Source organism: Sediminibacterium goheungense, from assembly GCF_004361915.1.
Lineage (GTDB): Bacteria > Bacteroidota > Bacteroidia > Chitinophagales > Chitinophagaceae > Sediminibacterium > Sediminibacterium goheungense.
Genome location: NZ_SNWP01000012.1, coordinates 224028 through 236073, shown reverse-complemented (window position 1 = coordinate 236073; position 12046 = coordinate 224028). Strand labels below are relative to the sequence as shown.

Genomic DNA, 12046 nt, shown 5'->3' with positions numbered 1-12046 from the left:
ACTTTGTAATTCAAAGTACTTTTAAAAACATCTTTATGTTAACTTCTGAAAAAATCAACCCGACTACTTATCCCGGTCACTTATTACATCGCGTGCTACTAGGAGCAGGTTTAGGTCTTGCAGTCATCAGCTTCTTTTTATTGATGGTGAAAAACCCTGATCCTTCCTGGCCTAAACACTGGATGATAAGACCACTGGTGATTGTTCCTTTAGCGGTTGCCGGAGCTGGTCTCTGTTTTCACTTTCTGGATAAATACCGTTATGAAAAAGGCTGGAACAAAATACTAATTACCCTGCTTGGCATCATCGGCCATCTTATTGCATTGTGGCTGGGAATGGTAGTGGGACTGGATGGAACGTTGTGGAATTAAATGACTTTATAGCATAAAGTATCAGCCCCAGGATAGACGGTTTCCGTAAAAGACCTCAGATATCATCTGACGCCTGATACAATTAGCTTATATCGTTGTTTATTAATGTACCAACACATGGGTCTGCTTAATGACCCCCATTACAAATACACTCTGGACATGACCGAGGTTTTCGGCCTGACTGAGTTTATTGACGTGAAAATTGTAGTAATCATCCATATTTTCAGCTACAACTTTCAGCATGAAATCAAATTCACCTGAGATATTGTAGCATTCAATGACTTCATTCATTTCAAGAATACTTTTGATGAACCGCTCACCCGCATTCCGGTTGTGTTGTTTTAGTGACACATAACAGATGACCATCAATCCTTTCTTCACTTTGGCGTGATCAAGCAAAGTGGCGTACTGCCGGATAATACCGTCTTCTTCCATCCTTTTGATACGCTCATGTACAGGTGTGGTACTTAACAGCACTTTATCAGCTATTTCTTTCACAGTGGCCCGTGCATTCTGCTGTAAAACCCGGAGAATGGCCAGGTCTTTTTCATCTAAGTGGAGGCCTGTGGTAGTGGAATCGGCTGTAGAACGTGTTTTTGCCATTTGTTTTAGCTTATATATTCTGTAAAATACATAATTTATGCTATTTTATTCCAAAATAATTTAATAATAAAGAATATTCGTCTATCATTTTAGATTTGCACTTCATAAAAACACTAAAATGTCAAATTTAACCTCTTCCATCGATTTCAGTTTGAAGTATAAGGTGGCCGATATCAGTCTGGCAGACTGGGGCCGTAAAGAAATTCGTCTTGCCGAAGCAGAAATGCCCGGCCTGATGTCGCTCCGCGCAGAATATGGTGCTTCTCAGCCCTTGAAAGGCGCACGCATCGCAGGTTGTTTACACATGACCATCCAGACAGCAGTATTAATTGAAACCCTGGTTGCCCTGGGTGCTGAAGTAAAATGGAGCTCTTGTAATATCTTCTCTACACAGGATCAGGCTGCTGCTGCCATTGCTGCTGCAGGTGTTGGTGTATTTGCATGGAAAGGACAAACACTGGAAGAAGCTGACTGGTGTATTGAGCAGACTTTATTCTTTGGTGGTGCCGATCGTCCATTGAACATGATTCTAGATGATGGCGGTGACCTTACTAATATGGTTTTTGATAAATATCCTGAGCTGGTTCAGCATATCAAAGGTTTATCGGAAGAAACCACTACAGGTGTTCACCGTTTATATGAGCGTATGGCAAAAGGTACTTTACCCATTCCTGCGATCAATGTGAATGACTCTGTTACCAAATCTAAATTCGATAACAAATACGGCTGTCAGGAATCACTGGTTGATGCGATCCGTCGTGCTACCGATGTAATGATGGCTGGCAAAGTAGCTGTGGTAGGTGGTTATGGTGATGTGGGTAAAGGTTCTGCTCTTTCTTTACGTGGTGCCGGTTGCCGTGTAATTGTTACAGAAATCGATCCCATCTGTGCTTTACAGGCTGCAATGGACGGTTTTGAAGTAAAGAAAATGATTGATGCGGTTAAAGAAGCCGATATCGTTGTAACCGCTTCAGGTTGCCGTGACCTGTTGACTGAAAAACATTTCCGTCTGATGAAAGACAAAGCGATCGTTTGTAATATCGGTCACTTTGATATTGAAATTGATATAGCATGGTTGAACAATCATTATGGTCATACCAAAGACACCATCAAACCACAGGTTGACCTGTATAATATTGATGGTAAGGATGTGATCATCCTGGCAGAAGGCCGTCTGGTGAACCTGGGTTGCGCTACCGGACACCCTTCATTTGTAATGAGTAACTCATTCTCTAACCAGACACTGGCTCAGATTGAACTGTGGAACAACCACAAAAATTATGAGAACAAAGTATATGTGTTACCCAAACACCTGGATGAGAAAGTAGCCCGTTTACACCTTGCCAAAGTAGGTGCTGAACTGGATGAACTGACTGATGAGCAGGCTGATTACCTCGGCATTGCCAAGAATGGTCCTTTCAAAGCAGAACACTATCGTTATTAATATTTGTGTGATTTTTATGCAGGCCCGGTACATATGTACCGGGCTTTTTTTTTGGGGAAAGACGGGAAGTCCGGAAGTCAGAAAGATGATTGCATTGCAGCCAACTTTTGCTTGTCTTTCGGACCCACTGAGTTCCGGACACCCTGACGAAAGAAGGACGGACTCCTTTGATGAACACTTGGTGTTTTGTCTTATTTTTCCGTTTTAAATATGCTTACTATGAAAAAACTGCTTGCTGTCTTTTTATTAACATTCTCTGCTTTCAGGATTTCTGCGCAGAAAGAAAATCCTGTTCATATAATACCCCAACCTGTTTCTATACAAAAAGGTACAGGTGTTTTCAACGCTAAACCTGTCATCCGTTTTTCTGTTACAGGAAAAGAAACGGAAAATATCGCCTCACAGTTTACTGATCGTTTTCTACGTGTTACCGGCACCCGATTACAAAGAGAAAAAAACAAAGGAGATATTGAATTCAGGTTACTGGATAAAAAAGATACCAGTTTAGGTGAAGAAGGATATCGCTTAACAGTGCAATCTTCCGGAATCAGTTTGCTGGCCAACCAGCCTGCAGGTTTGTTTTATGGCATGCAGACTATTTTCCAGCTATTACCTAAACATTCAGAAGGTAATACGGATGTTTCAGCGAAAAGAAACTGGCACATTCCTGTTGTGACGGTTGTTGACAAACCCCGTTTCGGCTGGCGTGGATTGATGTTTGATGTGAGCAGACATTTTTTTACCAAACAGGAGGTAAAACAGTTTATTGATGATATGGTGCGCTATAAATTCAACCTGCTTCATCTGCACCTGACCGATGACCAGGGCTGGCGCATACAGATCAAATCATTACCACAATTAACAGATATAGGTGCATGGCGCCCTTTACGTGAAGGCAAATGGGCCAATGCTTCAGATCCTTTGCCAGATGAGCCTAAAACATATGGTGGCTTTTATACCCATGACGATATCCGCGAACTTGTTCAATATGCAAAGGAACGTTTTGTAAATATCCTGCCTGAAGTAGATATACCAGGGCACAGTATGGCGATGCTGGCATCGATTCCTGGTTTATCGGCCACACCAGGCACTACGTATTGGGTAAATGCGGGTGAAAAATTTATGGAATGGCCGGCGGGGGCGCATTTTTATGCCCTGAAAGATAATAACCTCTCTCCTGCCAATGAGAAAGTGTATGAAGTACTGGATAAAGTATTTACTGAAATAGCACAGCTTTTCCCTTTTGAATACATTCATATGGGCGGCGATGAAACGGCTAAAAATTTCTGGGAGAAGAGCGAGGAAATCAAGGCGCTGATGCTAAAGGAAAACCTGAAAGATATGGATGCAGTACAAAGCTATTTTGTAAAGCGTGTAGAAAAAATTATCCGTTCCAAAGGAAAGAAAATGATGGGTTGGGACGAAATACTGGAAGGAGGATTGGCTGAAGGCGCTTCTGTAATGAGTTGGAGAGGTATGAAAGGAGGTATTGCCGCCGCAAAAGCAAACCATAAAGTAGTGATGTCGCCCACAGATTTTGCTTATCTGGACTACTACCAGGGTGAAAAAACCGCAGAACCACCTGTGTATGCAGGTCTGCGTTTACAGAAAGCTTATCAGTTTGACCCCCTGCCGGATAATGTTGACCCTTTATTTATACTTGGCGGACAGGGTAATCTATGGACGGAGCAATTGCAGAATTTCAGGGCGGTACAATATATGTTATGGCCAAGGGCGATGGCCATTGCCGAGTCGGTATGGTCGCCCAAAGACCGGAAGGTATGGCCCGATTTTATTAACAGGGTAGAACAACATTTTGACAGACTTAATGCGGCCAATATACGGTACAGTAAGGCCATGTACGACCCTATTATCAGTGCCAGATACGATACCAACGGCAATCTGGTATTGCTGGTTGATAAGGAAATACCTGATATGACCATACATTTTTCAATTGACGAAAGCAATCCCGATCATACTTACCGCCAATATCAGGCACCTTATACCCTGCCCAAAGATGTAGCCAACGTTAAATTCGTATGCTATAAAAACGGCAAACAGGTAGGCAGACAGATTAATTTATCGGTTGAGGAACTTAAGAAGAGAGCTCCTGGCAAAAGGCCATGAGCCATGAGCTGTGAGCTGTGAGCTACGAGCTACCAGCTACTAACCACTGGTTTTCATTAGGGGCATCAGTTTATAACGAAATCAAAGATTTATTAAGGCCGGATACCATTCTTATGCCCGATGCTGAGCTGCCAGCTGGCAGCTCGCAGCTCTAGCTCACATTTTTTTACCGATTCTCTTACCGTTCATCCTAAACCGTACATTTCATTTCTGTTATTCATCACAGTCAGGTCTTCTTTAATATTTCTTTAAGAATTCCGTTGTAACCCTTTACAGTAAAGCGTTACAGGCCTATATTAACAATGCTTAACATTGGCATTAACACCACTCATAATATCACTCATCCCTCGCTTGTAACTAATCACAATTCCCTTCGTCTATTAATTACTCGGTTCTACTTTTGACTTGTCAATTCAACCAAAAGAAAACACGACAAACTAATTATAAACACATTAATACGAAGAAAATGAAAAAGTTATTGATCCTCACATTAGCCGTAATTGCTCTTGGAACCAGCGCTTTTGCTGACACCAACAAAAAAACAAGTTACAATGGTGCAAGCCATTTCAAATCAACCTTTACTACTGCTCAAGAAGTGAACTGGAGTTCAGATGCGAACTTTGAGAAGGTAAGCTTTCTGGAAAATGGTATTAAAAAAGAAGTATTCTATACCCACCAGGGCGAATTGATCGGCTCTGCCAAGACTTTCGCTTTTGATAAGTTACCAAAATCTGCTTTGCAGACCATCACAACCAAATACACTTACCCTGAATTTCAACTGCAGGATGTAATTGAATTTGAAAATGCAGATGGCGACAATACTTATTTCGTGTCTATGGACAATGCAAATATGAAAATCGTACTGGAAATCTCTGTTTACGGTCAGGTTACCGTATTCTCTAAAGAAACCAAATAAAACAACCCTCAGCATTGATTCGATATGACCCGGCCCGTAAGCCGGGTTTTTTATGCCCCCTCTTTTAACATTAACACCTGAACTAAATCTGATTCCTTAACTTCCCGTTTGATTATTACCAACTGAAAACCGGATTTCCGTTAAGGGATGCTTGTGCGTAGTACTTTATATTGTTTGCTGGTTTTGTTATTCTCACTAATCTGGCTCACTCCGTGCCTTTCACAGAACAGGCTGCATGAGGATACCGTTTTTTTCCTCGCCAATAAAAAGGGCTTATTAGGCAAACTGGGTCGTGCTGTTTCCATACGTGGTCAGGAGGATATCATTACCGAAAACAAAGGTGCCGTTAAAAATGAAGCTGCTTTTCAGCCTTTTAAAGGAAAACTGATCCGTCAGATCAGGGTCGAGAAATTATCGTTCGACAATTCTGTTAATGATACTACCCGGGCTGGCAGGCGATTTATGAACGATATCAGCGATGCACTGTATACAGGTACTACCAATAAAACCATTTTACGTAACCTCTTTTTCGTTACCGGTGATACCTTATATCCCTACCTCATGGCCGATAACGAAAGGTTTCTCCGGGAACTGTCTTATCTGCAGGATGCAAAAATCGTGGTATCTCCTGTAAGTGACGATCCCGATGCTGTAGACGTTATTATCCGTTGGAAAGACCTGTTTCCGATTGGTGGCAGCGCTGAAATAGGATCTGCCACCAGCATGAGTCTGGAAGTAAACAATGATAATCTTTTCGGATCGGGTGATCGTATACAATTCAGGGGTTTGTATGACATGGACAGAAAACCTGATTTTGGTTCGGGTCTGGAATACATTAAAAGAAATATCGGTGGTAGTTTCCTGAATCTCTCACTGGGTTTTCAAACGCAGGCGCCTGCCTTTAACAGTGGAAGAAGAGAAGAAAAAGCCATCTACCTGAGAGGCGATCTTCCACTGGTTAGCCCCTACCATCAATGGACGGGTGGCTTTGAAGCAGGAAAACACTTTACCAATAACGGGTACCTCAACGATTCGCTTTACAAAACAGGCTTCAAATACGACTATCGTTTATTGGATGGATGGATCGCCTTCAATATTGGTGCTCGTACCCAATTAAGGAAGAACCTAAACTCAAGGCTTAAAAAATTTATTGGTATCAGGGGAATGCAAAAATTATTCATCGATATTCCGGAACAATTTAAAAGCAACTATAACTATTACTATTCTAATGTGGAAGCCGTTTTGGGAAGCTTTTCCATTTTTGAACAGGATTATTACCGCACCAATTTTTTATACGGTTTTGGACGAAATGAAGACGTGCCGGAAGGCTTCAGTTTATCCATTCTCGGCGGATGGGTACGCAGAAATAATATTGAACGTCCATATATTGGCTTTGACTACCAGCGCGATTATTTTTCTGACAATAAAAACTATATAAATTATACCATACGTTTTGGCACTTACTTTAACAAGGATCAATTTGAAGACATCAGTGGCTTAACCAGTATTGAATATTTTACCCGTCTACGGAAAATCAGTGGCAGCAACTGGTTTACACGCCATTTTTTAAGCGGCAGCATTACACAACAGGTAAGAACCATTTTGAATGAGCCATTAAGACTTACCAGTATTTTTGGCATCCCTGAGCTGAATACAAATACAGTGCGTGCATCTACCCGGATCAGCGCCAACTGCGAATCTGTTTTTTACAATACTACCAGAACTTTTGGTTTCAGCTTTGCTCCTTTTGTTTTCACCAATCTTACCTATTTAAAAACCATTGGTCAGAGGTTTGAGAAGGGAGATATTTACACTTCTTTTGGTACGGGTGTTCGTACCAGAAATGAGAACCTCGTTTTTGGCACCATGGAGCTAAAACTCTATTATTACCCAAGAACAACCGGAAGAATGACTCCCTGGAACCTGACTTTCAATACAGGTCTCCGTTTTAAATACAATAGCCAGTTGCTACGCAAACCCGATTTTATTCAGGTGAACTGATTTTAACAGACCAGTTATCACTTTATACCATACATCATCAACCTTTTGCAGTAATTTCCGTTTATTAAAATAAACAAGTATACCATGAAGAAGTTTTTCTCATTTTCAATCCTGATGGGATTGATGTTTACAACCATTAGTGCATGTGCCCAGGGAGGCGGCGACGCTTCAAAAAAACCAAGTCCGCCGGCAAAAGCTACAGAAACCATTGCCAGTGGCGCTACCATTACCATAGACTATAGCTCACCTTCACTAAAAGGCCGTACCATTGGTAAAGATGTAGAACCCAAAAAAGGTCAGGTATGGCGTGCCGGTGCCAACGATGCCACTGTTTTTGAAGTAAGTAAAGATGTTACCATTGAAGGTAAAACATTACCTGCAGGCAAATATTCTTTTTTCACTTTAGACAATGGGGATGACTATACCCTTATTTTCAATAAAACAGCCAAACAATGGGGTGCTTTTTCATACAAACAGGCAGATGATGCACTTCGTGTGAACGTTAAACCCGGCAAATCTGATACTTCAGTTGAAAAACTGACTTACACGATCAGTAAAGCAGGTGTGGTTACACTAGCATGGGGTACTTTGAAAGTAGATTTTAGAGTAAAATAAGGATCGTATCATTTATAACAGGCCACAGATTTATCATAAATCTGTGGCTTTTTTATGTCTATTCGCACAAAAAACAGAACCTTTGTATGAGCTATCTGTAGTTATAACCAATGGTACAAGCGTATAATTTTCTTGCCAGCTGGCAACTGTTTCCGGAAAAATGTGATTTTCAGTCGGGCATCCCCCCAAAAAGCGGTAACTATAAAATAGAATCCATTGAAAATGGTCATGCATTAGGCATCAGCATTAACTGGGTATCAATGGACAATGAAGCTTATTATACACAATATAGAATTGTTCCGGATGGCGTTATGCGAACATTCGACAATCCGGAACTGGCTGATGCAGCAACGGCTTCTATTATCAACTCTTCTACCCTGCTGTTTCAGTTTTTTAAAAATGAACAATCTGTTCTACAGGTAAAGCATGAAATTATGCCAAACGGCTACCTGAAACTTACACAGGAAGGTGCTGACAATGCTGGAAAAACATTTGTAAATATTGAAATCTATCACAAACAACTCAGCGTTCTACCCTATGCTTCTTCAGTAGCCGGTGTTGCCATCAGACCGACCAAAGAAGGCGTTATCAAGCACAAGGCCCTCTCTGCCATGGAAGACCAGACCAATATGCAACTGGATCAGATCAGGCAGCAGATTGAATTACTGGCCAGACAGGCACAGGAAATCAGAAAAAGAAAAGAGTTGAGCATGATGATTTACGAGGCCAAATTAAATTTCAAACCACAGATCGGTCATATTTATCACCTCTATGAAAAAAATGACGGTCAGCATATACTATCACTTGTATCACCACAGGAATGGGGTGGTTCCGGGCCTTTCAGACAATTTGTTTCTTCTGTCAGACTACTGGCCGATCATACCTGGGTGGAAGTAAATAATTGAACTTATCTTTAGCCTTATACTAAAAGATTCTACACCTATGGTGATTGATTATTTAGAAAATGCCCGGAAATACCATTCTTTAGGGGAAAACATTGAAAAGGCTTTCCGTTTTTTATTAGACACAGATCTTAATACGCTTGAAAACGGGAAACATGTATTGGATGGTGACCGGATGTTTGCCATCGTACAGGAATACGAAACAAAAGACCCTGATCAGGAAAAAATGGAGTCGCATAAAAAGTATATCGATGTACAGTATGTTGTAAGCGGAGAAGAAAGAATGGGACATGCTTTTCTGCAAAAACAAATCCCATCCCGACCTTACAACCCCGAAGATGATTATATGCTATTTGATGAAGCACCTGATTTTTTTACAGTGGTAAAAAAGGGTATGTTTACCATTTTCTTTCCGGAAGACCTGCACATGCCCTGTATTCAAAATGGGTCATCGGCGCATGTGAAAAAAATCGTTTTCAAAATAGCAGTGTAACACAACAAGAATAAACAGGCAAACATCTTACAAATAAGAAGCGATTTCTTTTACTGAAGCTCTTTTCCGATAGTCTGGGTTGAAGAATACATATTTGATTTTACCATCCTTGCCTATTACATAGGTAGCTGGTACCGGAAGATTGGCTCCATTTTCACCATTTACCTGATTGAAGTCGATACCGAAATTTTTATATCGGTCTACCGTAGCCTGCGGAACAGAGAAGTTCACCTGATAATCTTTCATAATTTTCATTTTCACATCGCTGATCACGGGAAATGAGGCTTTTGTTTTTTCAATGGTTTTCACCACATTTTCCTGAATCTCGGGTGATATGGCCACAACGGTTGCCCCCTTCTCAGTAATCATAGAGAGGGAATCATTCATCTGGCTCATCTGTTTGTTACAGTAGGGGCACCATTGTCCCCGGTAAAACATCAATACCACATCTCCCTTTTTCAAAGCCGCCTCCAATGAAAAGGTTTTACCGCTATTATCGGTAGCCGTGAACATAGGTGCTTTATCACCGGCTTTTAATCCCTGTGGATCGGCAGATTGTGCCATGGCAAACGCAGAAATAAAAAGAATAACCGCTGTGAGTAGGTATCTCATAATTCATTTTTTTCCTCTGACGATAAGATTACCTGTTCCTTACAAAAAAATAGAGCCTTATTTGCCTGCCGTTACCCTATTTTATGAAGACTGCCATTTTTGGCAAATAAACGGTCTACTTTTTTTTCTGTTTCCGGATCTTTTACAACCGGTGGAGCGTGATGGGGTTTGATTCTTGCATCGATAATCATGGGGCCTTTACAGCCCCAGTGCTTGTGTTCAATAAAAGCACCTACACCATGTATATCATGCGATGGGTTACAGCGGGTATAAGTAACCCATAAATAATTGTTGAGGGTAGCTGCTGTAAAAGCTGCATCATCGCATACGATAATCTGCACTACGCTCTTTAATTCATCTGAAACTGTTTGCAGGCTTTGATCCAGCTTGATCATTTCTTCCCTCGCCGTATCAGCATCTTTATAAGGGTTCATTTGCAGACAAATAACGCCTGGCATTGACATATGAGCCGGACCAAAATTATTTCTTGTGGTAAAAGCAGATGGGATATCCGTAGCAAGTGTGCGTATTGGATCGCCATAAGCTGCCACCACTACTTTACTACCGCTATTCAATCCTGTTCCGGAATAATCGAGGGTATCAATGGTTGTATTGGTATGAAAATGAATATCCCTGTTCAGGTGTACCCGCTCAAACAGATAGGTAAAAAAGCTTTGAACATTATGTGTGGTCAGCTGCTGTGTATCATCAGCAGTGATGAATAGAAATTTTGCCAGACTAAGTTGTCCGGTACCCAGAATATGATTGGCGATGGTAAGCAGTTCAGCAGGTTGTTTAGTCGGCAGATAAGGCGTGTAGCGCTCGCTGCCGATAGCCAGTAACAATGGGTGTACACCCGCAGCATCTACCGCATGTACTTCTTTTACACCGGGTATTTCCTGGGGAATAGCATCCCCTGTAATTTCATGAATCAACTGTCCGAAGCTCGTATCTTCCTGCGGTGGTCTTCCAACCACAGTAAATGGCCAGATGGCATTTTTACGTGCGTATACTTTGTGAAGACGCATCAATGGAAAAGCATGTTTCAGGCTATAATAACCAAGATGATCACCAAAAGGGCCTTCCGGTTTATTCTCACCAGGATATACTTCTCCGGTAATCACAAAATCAGCATCGGTACTGATGCAAAAACCATCTTTGTAAGCATACCTGAACCTTCTTCCTCCCAATACTCCTGCAAAAGTCATCTCACTGATGCCTTCGGGCAGGGGCATCACTGCGGAAACGGTATGTGATGGTGGCCCTCCCACAAAACAACTTACTTTTAAGGGTTGTCCCTTCCTGTTGGCTTTTGTTTGATGAACACCTATACCCCGATGCAGCTGATAGTGCAATCCTATTTCGCGATCGGTTTCATATTCATTTCCATTTAGCTGTATCCTGTACATCCCAAGATTCGCCTTCATGATACCGGGGTTTTCAATATCTTCTGTGTACACCTGAGGCAAGGTTACAAAAGCCCCCCCATCCATGGGCCAATGATGAATTAAGGGAAGGTCGCTGATCTTAATTTCTTCATACATGACTGGTTTATTCAGCGGATTCTTTAGCGGCAATGCTTTGAGTGCCGCCAGTCCGGCACCTATATTCTGAATCGGATGTTTGATGGCTTTGATGGGATCTCCTTTTAACTCAATCAGTTTCTGTACAGACGCGAGTGTATCCCTGAAAATAAAACGGCTCCTGTTAAGGGTACCAAAGATATTGGATGCTGCTCTGAAGCGGGATCCTTTTACGTTTTCAAATAAGAGGGCCGGTCCGCCCATTTCATATACACGCAAATGAATAGCCGCCATTTCCAGATAGGGATCCACTTCTTCTTTTATGCGCACCAATTGCCCATTTCTTTCCAGATCAGTTAAACAGGATTCGAGAGATGAATATGCCATATCTACAAAACAGAACTCGTTGAAAATAGTTGACCAAAATATTCCTATGCAA

General features: G+C 41.6%; 11 protein-coding genes. 8 read left to right on the top strand and 3 right to left on the bottom strand.

What is annotated here, in order from left to right; genetic code table 11:
• The first annotated feature begins 35 nt into the window (after positions 1-35).
• Positions 36-371: a potassium transporter KefB gene (locus BC659_RS13565; RefSeq protein ID WP_133475337.1), complete on the top strand. Its 336-nt coding sequence runs from the start codon at positions 36-38 to the stop codon at positions 369-371.
• A 102-nt stretch (positions 372-473) separates the two neighbouring features.
• Here BC659_RS13565 and BC659_RS13560 read toward each other — a convergent pair whose 3' ends face one another.
• Positions 474-974 (bottom strand): Lrp/AsnC family transcriptional regulator, encoded by a 501-nt coding sequence (locus tag BC659_RS13560; protein ID WP_133475336.1) that lies wholly within the window; start codon positions 972-974, stop codon positions 474-476.
• Between the two features lie 118 nt (positions 975-1092).
• On the opposite strand from BC659_RS13560, the gene ahcY reads away from it, so the two are divergent.
• The 7 genes from ahcY to BC659_RS13525 all read left to right on the top strand — a co-directional run bounded on the left by ahcY (position 1093) and on the right by BC659_RS13525 (position 9472).
• Positions 1093-2418: an adenosylhomocysteinase gene (gene ahcY / locus BC659_RS13555; RefSeq protein WP_133475335.1), complete on the top strand. Its 1326-nt coding sequence runs from the start codon at positions 1093-1095 to the stop codon at positions 2416-2418.
• 219 nt (positions 2419-2637) lie between these two features.
• Positions 2638-4545, top strand: coding sequence for a beta-N-acetylhexosaminidase (locus tag BC659_RS13550; RefSeq protein WP_133475334.1), 1908 nt, complete (start codon positions 2638-2640; stop codon positions 4543-4545).
• 466 nt (positions 4546-5011) lie between these two features.
• Complete coding sequence (locus BC659_RS13545; protein WP_133475333.1) at positions 5012-5461, top strand: hypothetical protein; 450 nt, start codon at positions 5012-5014, stop codon at positions 5459-5461.
• A gap of 153 nt (positions 5462-5614) precedes the next feature.
• Positions 5615-7462: a BamA/TamA family outer membrane protein gene (locus BC659_RS13540; protein WP_133475332.1), complete on the top strand. Its 1848-nt coding sequence runs from the start codon at positions 5615-5617 to the stop codon at positions 7460-7462.
• A gap of 84 nt (positions 7463-7546) precedes the next feature.
• Positions 7547-8077 carry a DUF2911 domain-containing protein gene (locus tag BC659_RS13535; RefSeq protein ID WP_133475331.1) on the top strand — a complete coding sequence of 177 codons (531 nt, stop codon included), beginning with the start codon at positions 7547-7549 and terminating at the stop codon, positions 8075-8077.
• A gap of 110 nt (positions 8078-8187) precedes the next feature.
• Positions 8188-8982 (top strand): DUF2452 domain-containing protein, encoded by a 795-nt coding sequence (locus tag BC659_RS16955; protein ID WP_211340786.1) that lies wholly within the window; start codon positions 8188-8190, stop codon positions 8980-8982.
• A gap of 37 nt (positions 8983-9019) precedes the next feature.
• Entirely contained in the window at positions 9020-9472 is a 453-nt protein-coding gene (locus tag BC659_RS13525) for a NanQ anomerase/TabA/YiaL family protein (protein WP_133475330.1), read from the top strand.
• Between the two features lie 27 nt (positions 9473-9499).
• Here the strand turns inward: BC659_RS13525 and BC659_RS13520 are convergent, their stop codons facing one another.
• Positions 9500-10084, bottom strand: coding sequence for a peroxiredoxin-like family protein (locus tag BC659_RS13520; protein ID WP_133475329.1), 585 nt, complete (start codon positions 10082-10084; stop codon positions 9500-9502).
• Positions 10085-10155: 71 nt separating this feature from the next.
• On the bottom strand, positions 10156-11994 hold the full coding sequence (locus BC659_RS13515) for a UbiD family decarboxylase (protein WP_133475328.1): 1839 nt from the start codon (positions 11992-11994) through the stop codon (positions 10156-10158).
• Between the last annotated feature and the right edge of the window lie 52 nt (positions 11995-12046).

Bases quoted from the DNA above. Each gene is read 5' to 3' on its own strand.
- BC659_RS13565 (WP_133475337.1), top strand. From the start codon at position 36: ATGTTAACTTCTGAAAAAATCAACCCGACTACTTATCCCGGTCACTTA.
- BC659_RS13560 (WP_133475336.1), bottom strand. From the start codon at position 974: ATGGCAAAAACACGTTCTACAGCCGATTCCACTACCACAGGCCTCCAC.
- ahcY (WP_133475335.1), top strand. From the start codon at position 1,093: ATGTCAAATTTAACCTCTTCCATCGATTTCAGTTTGAAGTATAAGGTG.
- BC659_RS13550 (WP_133475334.1), top strand. From the start codon at position 2,638: ATGAAAAAACTGCTTGCTGTCTTTTTATTAACATTCTCTGCTTTCAGG.
- BC659_RS13545 (WP_133475333.1), top strand. From the start codon at position 5,012: ATGAAAAAGTTATTGATCCTCACATTAGCCGTAATTGCTCTTGGAACC.
- BC659_RS13535 (WP_133475331.1), top strand. From the start codon at position 7,547: ATGAAGAAGTTTTTCTCATTTTCAATCCTGATGGGATTGATGTTTACA.
- BC659_RS16955 (WP_211340786.1), top strand. From the start codon at position 8,188: ATGGTACAAGCGTATAATTTTCTTGCCAGCTGGCAACTGTTTCCGGAA.
- BC659_RS13525 (WP_133475330.1), top strand. From the start codon at position 9,020: ATGGTGATTGATTATTTAGAAAATGCCCGGAAATACCATTCTTTAGGG.
- BC659_RS13520 (WP_133475329.1), bottom strand. From the start codon at position 10,084: ATGAGATACCTACTCACAGCGGTTATTCTTTTTATTTCTGCGTTTGCC.
- BC659_RS13515 (WP_133475328.1), bottom strand. From the start codon at position 11,994: ATGGCATATTCATCTCTCGAATCCTGTTTAACTGATCTGGAAAGAAAT.